This window comes from Pseudactinotalea sp. HY160, from assembly GCF_009372055.1.
Classification (GTDB): Bacteria; Actinomycetota; Actinomycetes; order Actinomycetales; family Beutenbergiaceae; genus HY158.
On sequence record NZ_WHMT01000021.1, the window covers coordinates 1 to 15,060 of the forward strand.

Consider the following 15,060-nt stretch of genomic DNA (forward strand, 5'->3'; position numbering starts at 1 on the left):
CCAGATTCGGATCGTCGAACCGTACCGAGGAGACATGAGATAGTTGCATCTACGAGATGCCCTTCTTTTTTGGGACTGCGTGCGTTGACAACACGCATTATCCCAGGCCAGGAGGGCATTCTCATGCGCCCACGCCACCCAGACTCAAACCAGCACGGTGGATCCAGGCTGAGCCGCCGATCGGGCTCCGGCCCGGTCGGGGCGAGAACGGGGCGCTCCGTCGGCCCTCTCCGCCCCGACCATGTGGGGGTGGAGCGGCGGTCCCCAGGGGGTCGAGTACTAGACTCGTCGGCGTGTCCACCGCCTCCCCCTCCGCCGCGACCGCCGCCCCCGTGGTGAGCGCCGCCGCGATCCGCGAGGCCACCCAGCGCCTCCAGGGCGTGGTCGACCGCACGGCGCTCACCCACTGGAAGCGGATGAGCCGGGCCACCGGGGCCCGGGTCCTCATCAAGCGCGAGGATCAGCAGGCCGTGCGCTCCTATAAGGTCCGCGGGGCCCTCAACCTCATGCTCTCCCTCACCCCGGAGCAGCGGGCGCGGGGCGTGGTCGCGGCGAGCGCGGGCAACCACGGTCAGGGCGTGGCCGAGGGCTGCCACGACCTCGGGATCACCGGGCACATCTTCCTCCCGCGCACCACGCCGCGGCAGAAGCTCCAGCGCATCGGCGAGCTCGGCGGCGACATGGTGCACCTGCATTCCGTGGGCTCGACCTACGACGAGGCCTACGCCGCCTCGGCCGCCTATGCCCGGGAGCACGGTGCCGTGCCGGTGCACCCGTTCGACGATCCGCGCACGATCATCGGGCAGGGGACCGTGGCCAAGGAGATCCACGACCAGCTCGGCTCCTCCCCGGACATCGTGGTCGTTCCCGTGGGCGGGGGCGGGCTCATCAGCGGGGTCGCCTCCTACCTCGCGGAGGCGAGCCCGACGACGCGGGTGATCGGAGTGGAACCCGCCGGTGCGTCGTCCATGATCGCCGCGCTCGCCGCAGGCGAGCCGGTCACGCTGGCCGAGATCGACAACTTCGTCGACGGGGCCGCGGTGCGCCGGGTCGGCGACCTGCCGTATGAGATCGTCTCCCGCCTCCGGCTGCGGATGGCCGCCGTGCCGGAGGGGCGGCTGTGCTCGGAGATGCTGCGGCTCTACCAGACCGAGGGCATCATCACCGAGCCCGCCGGGGCGCTCGCGCTGGCCGCGCTCGGGCCGCTCGGCTCCGGCGCGCCCGTGGAGATATCGCCGGGCTCGACCGTCGTGTGCGTGCTCACCGGCAGCAACAACGACGTCTCCCGGTACGCGGAGGTGATGGAGCGTTCGCTCGTGCACGAGGGGCTGCGGCACTACTTCCTCATCGACTTCCCGCAGCAGCCGGGATCCCTGCGGTTGTTCCTCGACGAGGTGCTCGGGCCCGACGACGACATCTCCCTGTTCGAGTACGCGAAGCGGTCGAACCGGGAGACCGGGCCCGCGTTCGTGGGCCTCACCCTCGGGCGGGCCGGCGACTACGAGCCGCTGCTCGCGCGGATGGCGGCGACCGGACTCACGTATCGGGTGATCGCGCCGGACTCGCCGCTCTTCCACCTGTTCGTGTAGCCGGTCGCCCCGCGGCGCGGCGCGCGCGGGCGCGCCGATTCCCCGGCGCGTCGCCGTTCCCGGGATACCGTGGGGTCATGGCCGCCGACGACTGGTCCGACTTCGAGTTCGAGCGCAAGTTCCTGCTTGCGGACGGCGTGCCCGCGCTCACCGACGCCGACCCGTTCCCCGACGTCGTCGTGCAGTCCTACCTGCTCTCCCAGGACGGTTACGCCGTGCGCGTGCGCATCCACGGGCCCGCGCCGGCGGGGATCCGCGGGCTCGGGAGCGCCGCGGAGGTGATCGACGCGATCGGGGAGAACATCACCCTCGCGACGATGACCGCCAAGGGGCCCGCGGCCGGTGGCACCCGCTACGAGGCGGAGCGGGAACTCGATCCGCTCGTCGCGAGCCGGATGGTCGGGTTCGGCCACCACCTCGTGACGAAGGTGCGCCACTCCCTCTGGCTCGATGCCGACGGCTGGATCATCGACGAGTTCCTCCTCGAGAACGCGCCGCTGGTCATCGCCGAGGTCGAGCGCGGCGGGCCCGTGACCGACCTGATCATCCCCGACTTCTGCACGACCGAGGTCTCCGAGGACGACCGGTTCCGGAACGAGAACCTCGCCCTCACCCCGTACCGCGGCTGGCACGAGAGCCACCGGCGCGAGCTCGCGATCACCGGGCCGCGATTCCTCCACGGTCTCGGCCAGAATAGGCTGCCCGGCTAACCGATTTCGGCTCGCCGGGCAGCCGGTCGCGCAGTCGATCGTGGAGCGCTACCCGTCGTACGCGGCGATGAGCGCGACCACCTCGTCCGCGATCCCGTCGTCGACGTCGAGCAGGACCGTGCAGTGCGCACCCTCCTGTGCGGGATAGCCCGCGTACTTGCCCCGCAGATCGCAGAGGGTGGCACCGTGGGACGGCCCACCGGAACAATCCACAGCCACGTCGACCACGGGTGCCTCACGGATCGTGAGGGTTCCCGCCGCGGCCGCCACCGCGATGGTGTCGTGCATCGTCGCGTTCCAGCTGTTGAACGCCGTGGCGGCACAGAAGTCGCCGTAGAACTGCAGGATCCCCGACATGTACCGCGCGGCCCGACCGCCCGCGTCCAGGATCGCTCGACGCTGCGGGGTGATCAGGACCTTCATCGTCACGTCGAGCCCGGCCATGATGATGTCCCAGTCGGCACGGAAGACCGCATCGGCCGCCTCCGGGTCGTGCCAGATATTCGCCTCGGCGACGGGTGTCGCGTTCCCCGGCGCCAGCGCGGCGCCGCCCATGATCGAGACGCCGGCGACGAGCGTGGGAAGTTCCGGTTCGAGCGCGAGTGCGACCGCCAGGTTCGTCAGCGGCCCGACCGCCACGAGCCAGGCCTCACCGGGATGGGCTCGGGCGACGTCGATGATCTGCTGCGCGCCCGTCGTCGACGCCGCCGGACCGACGGGCGCACCGTCGTAGACGTTCCCCTGACCGTCGTCGCCGTGCACGAAGAACCCGTAGCCGTGGGCCTCCCCGCGCAGCGACTGACCGGCGCCCTGCGCGACCGGTACTGCTCCGGCACCCACCAGCTCGAGGGTGTGCAGCGCATTGCGGGTCGCCGTGGCCACGTCCACGTTCCCCCAGACGGTGCTCACCGCCAGGAGGTCGATCTCGGGATGCAGCGCCGCATACATCAGTGCCATGGTGTCGTCGACACCGGGATCGCAGTCGAGAATCATCTTCGTCGGCATGGGTGCTCCTTCTTTTCGTTGACCCGAACGATCTGAGCGTGGCCCGTTCGGCCACGACGAGTACTGCTGTCACGTGAATTGCCGTCGCAACACCGCCTTCTCCAGCACCACCACGAGCGCATAGAGCCCGAGCGCGACACCTGTCATCACGACGACGTGCGCCCAGACGGCGATGTTGTTGCCACTGCTCATGGCCGTCGTGATGTTTCCGCCCACCCCTCGTCCCGTCGCGAGCCACTCGGCCAGGAGCGCCCCGTTGATCGCCGCGGGCACACCGATCTTGATCGCCGCGAAGAGCGCGGGCACGCACGCGGCGAGGCGCACCTTGCGGAGCTGTGCGGGGCGGCCGCCGCCGTACACCGCCACGAGTTCGAGCATCTCCTGCGGCGGGGTACGCAGCCCCATCGAGATGTTCACCAGGCCGGGGAAGAACACGATCAGTCCGCCCAGAACCGCCACCGTCGCCGTCCCTCGCCCGAACAGCAGGATGATCACGGGTGCCATCGCCACCAACGGCACCAGCTGGATGACGAGCGCCCACGGCAGCACGACGTGCGACAGGGACGGGATGAGCGTCATCGCGACCGCGAGAGCGAAGGCGACGATCAGGCCGGCCACGAACCCCAGTCCCGCATCCGCCAACGTGACCGCGATATTCCCGAGGACGATCTCCCTATTGCCTGCCGCCGCCTCATCCACGAACAGGTAGCGCCAGACGTCACCGGGAGTCTTGCTGACGAACGGTGAGGCATCGATGGCCAACAGCCCGAGCCACCAGAGGAGGAGCAGGAAGGCCAGGGCACCGGCGCCCAGCACCACCGCAAGCCACGGGCCACCGCCGCGCCCGCCGGCAACCGGACCACGGCTGAGTTCCCCGCCCCCTCCGCCCAGCCGGAGCCGGGCGAGTCGTTCGACCAGGGCGAGCAGCGCGAACCACCCTCCCGCCACGGCCGCGGACAGCAGGCCGATCGCGAACGTCCGCGGTGCGTCCACCTGTCGTTGGGCGGTGAGCAGCGCGGGGCCGAGCCCCTTGTCCACACCACCCGCGTACTCGCCGAGGATCGCCCCGAGCACCGCGATCGGCGCGGCAATCTTGAGCCCTCCGATGAGCGCCGGGACGGAGGCCGGCAATTGGACCTTGAGGAGCTGGTGCCGGCGCCTCCCGCCGTAGGCCTGGACGAGTTCCAGGCTCTGCCGGTCGGCGGACCTGAACCCGAGGACGGCATTCGTGTACACGAGGAAGAACACGAGCAGCGCGGCCAGGCAGGTCGCGGTCCGCGACGGATCACCGGGGCTCGGCGCCCCGAGGAGCAGGAAGACGACGGGCGCCACGGCGACCGGCGGCAAGCAGTACGTCACGACCGCCAACTGTGTTCCCGCACGTTCCAGGCTCGGGACGAGCAGGACCAGGACGGCCAGGAGTAACGCGAGGACCGCTCCGAGCAGGTAGCCCTGGGCGGCCTCGACGAGTGTCACCTGGAGATTCGTCCAGTAGAAGCCCAGCCCGTCCGCGGGAAACTGCAGGAGGACCTCCAGCGGGGTAGGGAGCGCGCCGGGCCCGGTGAAGAACACCGACGCGACCGCCCACCACACCAGCAGGATCACAACGGAGCCGACCGAGCCGACGACGACCGGATGCGGCCCCTGCCCGCCTCGGCGCCGGCGCAGCCTGCTGCCCGGACCTGCGATCTGGATACTCGCCATGGTCACACCATCGCCGCCTGTTGTTGGGTGAAGAGCAGTTCCGAGGCGTGATCCACCAGCGCGTGGAACTCCGCTGATCGCATCATCTCGGGGGTACGCGGGCGTGGTAGCGGCACATCGATGACCTCGATGACGCGCCCCGGCCGCGCACTCATCACGACGACCTGGTCGGCGAGGAACATCGCCTCGTCGATGCCGTGCGTGACGAGCAGCGTCGTGGCCGGGCGTTCCGTCCAGATGCGTTGAAGCTCGAGGTTCATCCGCTGCCGGGTCATGTCGTCGAGCGCCCCGAACGGTTCGTCCAGCAGCAGGATCTCGGGTTCTACGACGAGCGCACGGGCGATGGAGACCCGCTGGCGCATGCCACCGGACAGTTGTGCCGGCTTGGCATCCTCGAAACCCTGGAGACCGACCAGGTCGATGAGACCCTCGATCAGGCCGGGGGCGGGCTTGATCCCGGCGATCTCGAGCGGCAGTGCGATATTGCCCCGAACGTGACGCCACGGCAACAGGGCCGAGTTCTGGAAGGCGATCCCGAGCTCATTCGAACGGCGTATCGTCTCCGGATCACGATCGTGCACGGCCACCGCGCCCTCGGTCGGGTCGTCCAGGCCGGCGAGGATGCGAAAGATCGTCGACTTCCCGCACCCCGACGGCCCTAGGAGCGCCACGAACGAACCGCGCGCCGTCGTGACCGACACGTCACGCAATGCGGTCACGGCCGCATCGCCGCGCCCGAACGTCTTCGTGAGGCCACGGATACGGAAACCATCCGTGTTCAGCGTGTTCATCGCGACCTACTTCGCCTGCTGCAGATCGGGATGCTCCTGGTAGATCTCCTGGAGCAGGGTCATGTCGAAGACGTCGTCTGCTGCGACGTCGATCCCCGCATCACCGAGCGATTCCAGGTTGCCGGCGATCTGTTCATCCGTCAGCAGTAGGAGGCTGCCCTCGCCACCGGGCAACAGGTAGTCGGCGAAGCGCTGGGCGCGCGCCTCCTGGGTGGCCCGATCGAGCCCGAGATCGCTGCCGTACGTGTCCATCGTGAGCTGGACGGCCAACTCCGGGTCGTCGATCGCATCGGCCCAGCCTCGCAGCTCAGCCACCAGGAACGCCTTGACCGCATCGCGATCGTTCTCGATCGCCTCGGTCGTCACGGCGTACGCGAGCCCGCTCACGGGCAGGCCATGATCGGCGAAGGGCATCGACACGACGTCTCCGTTCTCGATGGCCACCAGTTCACTGGTCTCGAAGGTGAAGTAGCCGTCCACCTCGCCGCCCGAGATCATCCCGACGTTCCCGATCCCCGGAACGAGCTGGACCTCATCGGCCGCGATGCCGTTGGCCTTGAGGAGGGCCTGCACGATGATCGTGGCCGTACCCTCGGGCACGGCGATGGTTGTGCCGATCAGGTCTGCGGGTTCCGTGATCGCGCCCGCGCCCGGCAGGGACATGATCGTGAACGCGTTTCGCTGCTCGAGCACGCCGACGATCCGTATGGGCGTGTCCTGATTCGCGACCATGCTCGCGGTTCCGATGGGTGTCGTATAGCCGACCTCGGCGTTCCCGGCGGCCACGGCGGCCTCGACGGCGGTCGGCCCGGCGATGAGATCGACCTTCCCGAAGCCTTCGTCCTCGAAGTACCCGTCGGTTTCGGCGATGTAGTCGCCCGCGTACCCGACCTCCTTGAGGTAGGAGAGCTGGATGGTCAGCGTGCCGTCCGCCGCGAACACGGAATCGCCGGCCGCTCCATCGGGCGAGCCGTCATCGCCGGATCCCGTCGACGAACAGGCGGCGGTGAGAGCGAGTACGGCCGCGGCGGCGAGAGCACCCCGAGCGGCGCCGCGGTTCAACTGGATCTGCATTCTGGTCATGATGTCCTCCAAGCGTCGACATGCTCGATCGGTGAATTAGTGGCCTGCAGCGCCCGTGAGCGCGCTGAGCCGACTGCCCAGTCGCTCTTCCCGGCTGCGGGCGAGGGCGATCTGTGCGGCTTCTTGCGGGGTTGCCGCGAACGAGATCGGGGTGACCTGTCTCGCATCGATCCACTGGTCGTCGATGAGGTTCGGTCGGATCCGATCCGCCCACCCACCGGATCCCGCGAGCGCAACGATCGGAGTACCCGCGTCGTATGCGATGGTGATCTCGTTGAGGGTTCCCACGCCTCCCCCCACCACGATGACCGCGTCGGCGCAGCGCGCCGTCAGGAAGTTGCGGATCGTCCCCATGCCGGTCGGGAGCGACAGGTCCAGGTATTGGTTCGCGTGTTCGTGATCTGCGTACGGCAGGAACCCGACGGTGAACCCGCCGGCCTCCTGGGCACCTCGGCTGGCGGCCGCCATGACGCCGTCGGTGCCTCCGCTGAGGAGGACCGCGTCGCTTCGCGCGATCGATCGCCCGACCTCGGCCGCGAGGTCCAGCAGGCCCGGGGGCAACTGCGTGCCCGCGGGGGCGGCGTTGCCCAGCACTCCGATGGTTGTTCGTCTCATAGTCTCCGTGCACCTTTCTCGATGGTCGTGGTTCGTGACTCGATGTCGTGAGGATCGACGGCGAGCAGCTCGAGCGGCTGCAGCACCGTCGTGGCGAAGGACGCGCACGCCGAAGCGGCACACGTCGCTCGCAGCAGTGAGTCCCCGCGGACGACGGCGGTTGCGAAGGCACCGCAGAAGACGTCTCCCGCACCCGTCGGGTCGCGCACGAGATGGCCTCGGTAGGCCGGAACGTGCCACATCGACGCCGCATCGCCCTCGGCGATCCAGGCGCCCGCGGCACCGTCCTTGAGCACCGTCGTGCGCGCTCCGAGGGCCCGAAACGCGGCGACCGTCTCGAGCGGAGTCTGGTCCGGGTCGAAGACGGCCGAGTCCGACGTGCTCGGCAGGAAGACGTCCAGTTGCTCCAGCAGCCCGTCGAGCACGTGAATGCCGGTCTCGAGCAGGTCGTGACGCGACGGGCAGTCGGCCTGGATGTAGGGCGCGCCGACACCGGCGAGATACGTGACCAGCTCGCCGAACCGGCTCACCGGGAGAAGGCCCATGTGCCAGGGGTGGGATGCGCGGCCGGATCGCGCGAGGTCGGCGGGGGTCGACAGGGTCGGCAGCACCTGCGCCGGGTCGAGGGTCGTGTCCACGAAGGCACCTTGCGCCGACCGGGGCAGCTGGAGGATCCGCTCGCGTGGCGCCGGGCCGATGCGCTCGCCGTCGAGTTCGTAGGCGAACGTGACCCGGGTGCTGTCGATCTCGGAGTCTCTGCGCACGTGATCGACGCGCATACCGGCCGCGGCGAGTGCGGTGAGCACGTCGGGGTCGTAGTCACGGCCGGCCACGGTGTGCAGCGCGACGTCCGCACCGAGCATGACGGCACCCGCGGCGGCCCACAAGGCATTGCCGCCAGGGCTGTCGGTGACGTATGTCCCATCGCTACTGATGACACTGTCGAGCGTGAGGCCACCGATGACCTCAAGTGTTGTCGTGCCCACGGTCCGCATCGGCGCTGCTCCTTCGCAGTGAATGTCCGCTTTGGTACAACATACTCATGCAGCTTCGATCTGACAAGCATGTCCCGTCCGAGACATTCGTCTGATGACCGGCCCATCGGCCGCGGCAGAGGCGGAATATTGGCATGATGGCTTCATGGACATCCAGCCAATTCGAGACGCACGGCCCCTGGCCGTCCAGGTCTATGACGCGTTGTACCAAGTGATCACCGAGGCGGGGCGTACGGCCGGAGACACCGTCCCGACCGAGTTGGACCTGGCCCAACAGCTCGGGGTGAGTCGCCGGATCGTGCGGCAGGCGCTGACATTGTTGGAGGAGGACGGGCTGCTCAGTCGCGGGCAGGGCCGCCGCCGCGTCGTGGCGGGCCTGTCGCAACCGAGGCCCGACAGCGGGCCCACGCCGATCGAGGACATGTTCGGGCACGGACAGGGCGCATCGCTCACGGTATCCCGACGCGCCACGACCCACGCCACGAGATGGAGCGGAGAGCACCTGGACGTCCCGCTCGGCACCCCGCTGCGCGTGTGGCAGAGCCATCTGGACCTCGACGGCGAGCCCGCACTCGACGCCCTCGAATTGAGCCACCCCGACTGGGCACCCATCGCGGACACCGGCTCCACGAGCATGCTCCAGGCGGTGGATCCGGCGATCCGCAGCCAGGCGCACTACTCCCTGGTTCAGACCGGCTATGCGGATTCCCGCCTCGACCCGCCGCCGCCGGGAGCCCGCGTACAGGGGCCCGGCGTACTCGTCCTCACCGTGGTCCTCAACCACGGGGCGCGACCGGTCTACCTGGCGAAGTACATCATCTCGGCGCGGCTCACGCCCATCAGGCTGACGCGCAGATGAGAGGTAGCGCTTCCGGGGCCTCGCTTTATACTCGCCCCATGACACGCACCACCGCCGGTGCTCCACCGGCCCTCCGCCCCTGGCACCGCAGCGCCGCCGAGGTCGCGGCCACCGCTGCGGGCATCGTCGGCACGGATTCGCTCACGTCGGCCAATCTGGGCCGGTACCTGCACGGGCTGCCGGGGGTCGACAAGGTCGGTGCCGACGCACGCGCGGGGATGCTCTCGACCCGCTCGATCAAGACCTCGGCCAAGGCCTGGGCGCTCGATGCGATCATCTCGATGATCGACCTGACCACCCTCGAGGGCGCCGACACCCCCGGCAAGGTCCGGTCCCTCGTGGCCAAGGCCCGCACCCCCGACCCGAGCGATCCCGGCTGCCCCCGGCCGGCGGCCGTGTGCGTCTACAACGACCTCGTGCCCGTGGCCCTCGAGGCCGTGGCCGGAACCGGGATCCACGTCGCGGCCGTGAGCACGGCCTTCCCCTCGGGGCGGGCCTCCCGCGCGGTGCGCCTGGCCGACACCGCCGACGCCGTGAGCGCCGGCGCCCACGAGATCGACATGGTCATCGATCGCGGCGCCTTCCTCGCCGGAGACTACGCCCGGGTGTTCGAGGACATCGTGGCCGTGCGTGAGGTGTGCCGGTCCCGCCCGGAGCCCGCCCACCTCAAGGTCATCCTCGAGACCGGCGAACTGGTCACCTACGACAACGTCCGCCGCGCCTCCTGGCTCGCCATGCTCGCCGGCGCCGACTTCATCAAGACGTCCACGGGCAAGGTGAACCCGGCGGCCACGTTGCCGGTCACGGTGCTCATGCTCGAGGCGGTGCGTGACTTCGCGGCGCTGACCGGCGTGAGCGTGGGCGTCAAGCCCGCCGGCGGCATCCGCGGCTCGAAGCAGGCCGTGCACTACCTCGTGGCGGTGAACGAGGTGGCCGGGGAGACCTGGCTCGACCCCGAGCTGTTCCGCTTCGGCGCCTCCTCCCTGCTCAACGACGTGCTCGCCCAGCGCCGCAAGCTCACCACCGGTGCCTACACCGGACCCGACTACATCACGATCGACTGAGGTATCCCATGGTCTTCGAGTATGCGCCCGCCCCGGAGTCGCGCTCCGTGGTCAGCTTCGACTCCAGCTACGGCCTCTTCATCGACGGCGAGTTCACCGACGGCGCGGGCACGACGATGAAGACGATCAATCCGGCCACCGAGGAGGTGCTCTCCGAGGTCTCGGTCGCCGGGGAGGAGGACGTCGACCGCGCCGTCGCCGCCGCCCGGAAGGCCTTCGAGAAGGTCTGGAGCCGCACGCCCGGCTCGGAGCGCGCGAAATACCTCTACCGGATCGCGCGGATCCTGGCCGAGCGCTCGCGCGAGTTCGCCGTGGCCGAGACCCTGAACAACGGCAAGCCGATCCGGGAGTCGCGCGACGTCGACGTGCCGCTGGCGAGCGCCTACTTCTTCTACTACGCCGGGTGGGCCGACAAGCTCGACCATGCCGGTTTCGGCCCCGCCCCCCGCCCGCACGGCGTCGTGGGGCAGGTGATCCCGTGGAACTTCCCGCTGCTCATGCTCTCGTGGAAGATCGCCCCGGCGCTGGCCACCGGCAACACCGTGGTGATCAAGCCCGCCGAGACCACCCCGCTGACCGCGCTGCTCTTCGCCGACGTGCTGCGCCAGGCGGGCCTGCCGCCCGGGGTGGTCAACATCCTCACCGGCGCCGGGCCCACGGGCGCGGCCCTCGTCGCCCACCGGGGAGTCGACAAGATCGCCTTCACCGGGTCGACCGCCGTGGGCAAGGGGATCGCCCGCGCGATCGCCGGCACCCGCAAGGTCGCCACCCTCGAGCTCGGCGGCAAGGCCGCCAACATCGTCTTCGACGACGCCCCGATCGACCAGGCCGTCGAGGGGATCGTCAACGGCATCTTCTTCAACCAGGGCCAGGTGTGCTGCGCCGGATCCCGGCTGCTCGTGCAGGAGAACATCCACGACGAACTGGTCGAGCGGCTCAAGGTCCGCCTCGGCACGCTGCGTGTGGGTGACCCGATGGACAAGAACACCGACGTCGGCGCGATCAACTCCGCCGCCCAGCTCCAGCGCATCACGGACCTCGTGCAGGCCGGCGAGGACGAGGGCGCGATCCGCTGGTCGCTCGACTGCGGGATCCCGACGAACGGGTTCTGGTTCCGCCCGACCCTGTTCACCGGGGTCTCCCAGTCGCACCGGATCGCGCAGGAGGAGATCTTCGGGCCCGTGCTCAGCGTCATCACCTTCCGCACCCCGGCCGAGGCGGTCGCCAAGGCGAATAACACCCCCTACGGCCTCTCCGCCGGGATCTGGACGGAGAAGGGCTCGCGGATCCTGTGGATGGCCGATCAGCTGCGCGCCGGCGTCGTCTGGGCGAACACGTTCAACAAATTCGATCCCACGAGCCCGTTCGGCGGCTACAAGGAGTCCGGCTACGGCCGCGAGGGCGGGCGCCACGGCCTCGGCCCGTACCTGGTGGAAGGAACCACGCGATGAGCCCCACGACCACGAGCGCGGCCGGCGACCGGCGCCTGGGCGTTCCCAAGACCCACAAGCTCTTCATCGGCGGAGCGTTCCCGCGCTCCGAATCCGGTCGCACCTACGAAGTGACGACGTCGCGCGGCGCCTTTGCGGCGAACGTCGCCCAGGGCTCGCGCAAGGACGTGCGCGACGCGGTCCGGGCTGCTCGAGCGGCGCAGTCCGGATGGGCGGGGGCCACCGCGTACAACCGCGGGCAGGTGCTCTACCGGGTCGCCGAGCTCATGGAGGGCAGGCGCGCCCAGTTCGAGGCGGACGTCGCCGCCGGCGAGGGGATGAGCGCCGCGCGGGCGAGCGCCGTCGTCTCCGCCGCGATCGACCGGTGGGTCTGGTACGCGGGCTGGGCGGACAAGATCGCCCAGGTCGCCGGGAACGCCAACCCCGTGGCCGGCCCGTTCTTCAACATCTCCTCCCCCGAGCCCACCGGGGTCGCCGGCGTCCTCGCCCCGCAGGCGTCCTCGCTGCTCGGCCTCGTCTCCGTGCTCGCGCCCGCCGTCGTCTCCGGGAACACCGCCGTCGTGCTCGCCTCGCAGGAGCGGCCGCTGCCCGCCGTCGCCCTCGCCGAGGTGCTCGCGACCTCGGACGTTCCCGGCGGCGTCGTCAACCTGCTCACCGGCCGCACCGCCGAACTCGCGCCTCCGCTCGCGGCCCACCAGGACGTCAACGCCCTCGACCTCGCCGGCGCCGTCGGCGCCGAGAATGTGACCTGGGGCGAACTCGAGGCGGCCGCCGCCGACAGCCTCAAGCGGGTGCGGCGCCCCGCGGCCGAGGAGGGGCCGGACTGGACGGCGGAGCAGTCGCTGCGCGGGATCCTCGCGTACACGGAGACCAAGACGGTCTGGCACCCCAAGGGCACCTGACCTCAGGCTCGCACGCGCCAGGCCAGCCCGTGGTCGCAGCCCGGGCGGCGGGCGCCCGTGGCGAGATCGACGAGGAGCCGCGCGGCCAGGGCCGGGGTCGCCCCCGAGACCGCCATCTCGAAGGAGCGCCGGGAGCACTCGGGCACGGCCCGCCCGCCCGCGACGACGCGCAGGTCGAGCGGCACGCGCAGGCCCCGCTCGGCGGCCTCCTCGTCCGCGGCCTCCCCGCTGCAGCGGCTCGTGCACAGGATCGACCCGACCCCGGCGTCGATGAGTCGGGCCGCCCCGCGGCGCATGCCCCGCCGGGTGCCGTCGTGCACCGCGACGGCCGGTTCGGCGATCCGGCCGTCGTCGACCGCGCGGGCGTACGGGGAATACCGGCTGACCCGGCCCCGACCGTGCGTGTCGAGCTGGGGCTCCGAGGCGAGGCAGCCGATCCGGTCCTCCCGCTCGAGCAGGTACTCCAGCGCCGCGTCGACGCCCTGGGTGGGGCAGCCGTGCAGGCTGTCGAAGTGGGGGCTGGGCCGGAGGGGATGCGCCACGAGCAGCCGCGCCCCCGCGCGGGCGCGCTCCTCCAGCTCGTGGTGGGTCGCCAGATCCTCGATCGGGGCCCCGAGGTAGGCCGCATCGGGCCGGATCCGGTCGAGCGCATCCAGCCACCCCTCCGGCCCGGGGGCGAGCACCGGCAGCAGTCCGTGCGGGGCGAGGAGCCGGCCCGCCAGTTCGAGCAGGCGCAGGTCCTCCGGATGGTCCAGGTCGGTCAGGTTGAGCACCACGACCCCGGAGCCGCCGCCGGAGTCGGGCCGGTTCACGGCGTCACGACCTCGGCCGCGTCACTGTGTCACGTCGATCCCGCATCAGGCCTCCCCGCTGGTTCTGGGCACGCCGCATCGAGGTCCCCGCCGCCGCATCGATGCATCGGCCGGGCACAACGAAGGATCCCGCCCCGTTTCCCCCGATGCTACCGTCCGCCCGATCGGCGCGAGTTCAGTCGATCGTCTCGAGCACGACGGGTCGCGGCGCCGGCGCCTCCGGTCCGGTCTGCTGCGGCCCGATCGTCACGGCGCCCGTGAGGGCCTCGACCGCGCGGCCGAAGCGCTCGGGCGTGTCGGTGTGCAGGGTCATGAGCACCTGGCCCGCGCGCACCGCCTCCCCCGGCTTGGCGTGGAGTTCGATGCCGGCGCCGGCCTGCACGGCGTCCTCGCGGCGGGCACGCCCGGCCCCGAGTCGCCAGGCCGCCACCCCGACCGCGTAGGCGTCGAGCCCGGTGAGCACGCCGCCGGCGGTGGCCCGGACCTCCTCGGTGTGGGTCGCCACCGGCAGGGGCGCCTCGGGATCGCCGCCCTGCCCCCGGATCATCCTGCGCCACACGTCCATCGCCCGCCCGTCGGCGAGCGCCGCCCGTGGATCGGCGTCGGGGCGTCCCGCCGCGTCGAGCATCACCCGGGCGAGCGCGACCGTCAGCTCGATCACGTCGCCCGGTCCGCCGCCGGCGAGCACCTCGACCGACTCGCGCACCTCGAGCGCGTTGCCGGCGGTGAGCCCGAGCGGGGTGGACATGTCGGTCAGGAGCGCCGAGGTGGTCACGCCGGCGTCGCGCCCGAGGGTGACCATCGTGGTTGCGAGCGCGCGGGCGTCGTCCATGCTCTTCATGAACGCGCCCGAGCCGACCTTGACGTCGAGCACGAGCGAATCGGTGCCCTCGGCGATCTTCTTGGACATGATGGACGAGGCGATGAGCGGGATCGCCTCGACGGTGCCCGTGACGTCGCGCAGGGCGTAGAGTTTCCGGTCGGCCGGGGCGAGGCCGGAACCGGCCTGACAGATGACCGCCCCCACCTCCGCGAGCTGGCGCATGAGGTGGTCGTTCGAGAGGGCCGCCCGCCAGCCGGGGATCGACTCCAGCTTGTCGAGGGTGCCGCCCGTGTGGCCCAGTCCCCGGCCCGAGAGCTGCGGCACGGCGACGCCGAAGGACGCGACGAGCGGTGCCAGCGGCAGGGTGATCTTGTCGCCGACCCCGCCGGTCGAGTGCTTGTCGGCGGTCGGCCGGTCGAGGCCGGAGAAGTCCATCCGCTCCCCGGAGTCGATCATCGCCGTGGTCCAGTGGAGGATCTCGCGGGCGTCCATGCCGTTGAGGAGGATCGCCATGGCCAGGGCGGCCATCTGTTCCTCGGCCACGACCCCGCGGGTATAGGCGTCGATCACCCAGGCGATGCGGTCCGGGTCCAGCCGGCGGCCGTCCCGCTTGGCCGTGATCACCTCGACGGCGTCGAACGGTTCGTGGCTCATCTT

General features: G+C 70.7%; 14 protein-coding genes. 6 read left to right on the forward strand and 8 right to left on the reverse strand.

Features of this window, described 5'->3' with window-relative positions:
• Positions 1-293 precede the first annotated feature (293 nt).
• Both ilvA and GCG21_RS14015 read left to right on the forward strand, forming a co-directional pair.
• On the forward strand, positions 294-1,589 hold the full coding sequence (gene ilvA, locus GCG21_RS14010; RefSeq protein ID WP_153878682.1) for a threonine ammonia-lyase IlvA: 1,296 nt from the start codon (positions 294-296) through the stop codon (positions 1,587-1,589).
• 77 nt (positions 1,590-1,666) lie between these two features.
• On the forward strand, positions 1,667-2,299 hold the full coding sequence (locus tag GCG21_RS14015) for a hypothetical protein (RefSeq protein ID WP_152910302.1): 633 nt from the start codon (positions 1,667-1,669) through the stop codon (positions 2,297-2,299).
• Between the two features lie 48 nt (positions 2,300-2,347).
• On the opposite strand, the gene GCG21_RS14020 is transcribed toward GCG21_RS14015, so the two are convergent.
• From GCG21_RS14020 to GCG21_RS14045, 6 genes are all read right to left on the reverse strand, one after another.
• Positions 2,348-3,304 (reverse strand): nucleoside hydrolase, encoded by a 957-nt coding sequence (locus tag GCG21_RS14020; protein ID WP_152910303.1) that lies wholly within the window; start codon positions 3,302-3,304, stop codon positions 2,348-2,350.
• Between the two features lie 69 nt (positions 3,305-3,373).
• Positions 3,374-5,008: an ABC transporter permease gene (locus GCG21_RS14025; RefSeq protein ID WP_152910304.1), complete on the reverse strand. Its 1,635-nt coding sequence runs from the start codon at positions 5,006-5,008 to the stop codon at positions 3,374-3,376.
• Between the two features lie 2 nt (positions 5,009-5,010).
• Positions 5,011-5,799 carry an ABC transporter ATP-binding protein gene (locus tag GCG21_RS14030; RefSeq protein WP_152910305.1) on the reverse strand — a complete coding sequence of 263 codons (789 nt, stop codon included), beginning with the start codon at positions 5,797-5,799 and terminating at the stop codon, positions 5,011-5,013.
• A gap of 6 nt (positions 5,800-5,805) precedes the next feature.
• On the reverse strand, positions 5,806-6,882 hold the full coding sequence (locus tag GCG21_RS14035; protein ID WP_152910306.1) for an ABC transporter substrate-binding protein: 1,077 nt from the start codon (positions 6,880-6,882) through the stop codon (positions 5,806-5,808).
• A 36-nt stretch (positions 6,883-6,918) separates the two neighbouring features.
• Positions 6,919-7,497, reverse strand: a complete 579-nt coding sequence (locus tag GCG21_RS14040) for a TIGR00725 family protein (protein ID WP_152910307.1) — start codon at positions 7,495-7,497, stop codon at positions 6,919-6,921.
• Entirely contained in the window at positions 7,494-8,492 is a 999-nt protein-coding gene (locus GCG21_RS14045) for a carbohydrate kinase family protein (protein ID WP_152910308.1), read from the reverse strand. The genes GCG21_RS14040 and GCG21_RS14045 overlap by 4 nt, the downstream gene beginning before the upstream one ends.
• A gap of 145 nt (positions 8,493-8,637) precedes the next feature.
• Between GCG21_RS14045 and GCG21_RS14050 the strand changes: the two genes are divergently transcribed.
• Genes GCG21_RS14050 through GCG21_RS14065 form a run of 4 tightly spaced genes read left to right on the forward strand, consistent with a single transcriptional unit; the run spans position 8,638 to position 12,768 of the window.
• Entirely contained in the window at positions 8,638-9,351 is a 714-nt protein-coding gene (locus tag GCG21_RS14050; RefSeq protein WP_194165114.1) for a GntR family transcriptional regulator, read from the forward strand.
• Positions 9,352-9,389: 38 nt separating this feature from the next.
• Positions 9,390-10,415 carry a deoxyribose-phosphate aldolase gene (gene deoC, locus GCG21_RS14055; RefSeq protein ID WP_152910310.1) on the forward strand — a complete coding sequence of 342 codons (1,026 nt, stop codon included), beginning with the start codon at positions 9,390-9,392 and terminating at the stop codon, positions 10,413-10,415.
• A gap of 8 nt (positions 10,416-10,423) precedes the next feature.
• Entirely contained in the window at positions 10,424-11,866 is a 1,443-nt protein-coding gene (locus tag GCG21_RS14060; protein ID WP_152910311.1) for an aldehyde dehydrogenase family protein, read from the forward strand.
• Positions 11,863-12,768 (forward strand): aldehyde dehydrogenase family protein, encoded by a 906-nt coding sequence (locus tag GCG21_RS14065; protein WP_152910312.1) that lies wholly within the window; start codon positions 11,863-11,865, stop codon positions 12,766-12,768. The genes GCG21_RS14060 and GCG21_RS14065 overlap by 4 nt, the downstream gene beginning before the upstream one ends.
• A 2-nt stretch (positions 12,769-12,770) precedes the next feature.
• On the opposite strand, the gene GCG21_RS14070 is transcribed toward GCG21_RS14065, so the two are convergent.
• Positions 12,771-13,580: a hypothetical protein gene (locus GCG21_RS14070; RefSeq protein ID WP_152910313.1), complete on the reverse strand. Its 810-nt coding sequence runs from the start codon at positions 13,578-13,580 to the stop codon at positions 12,771-12,773.
• A 175-nt stretch (positions 13,581-13,755) separates the two neighbouring features.
• Positions 13,756-15,057, reverse strand: a complete 1,302-nt coding sequence (locus GCG21_RS14075) for a thymidine phosphorylase (protein ID WP_152910314.1) — start codon at positions 15,055-15,057, stop codon at positions 13,756-13,758.
• Between the last annotated feature and the right edge of the window lie 3 nt (positions 15,058-15,060).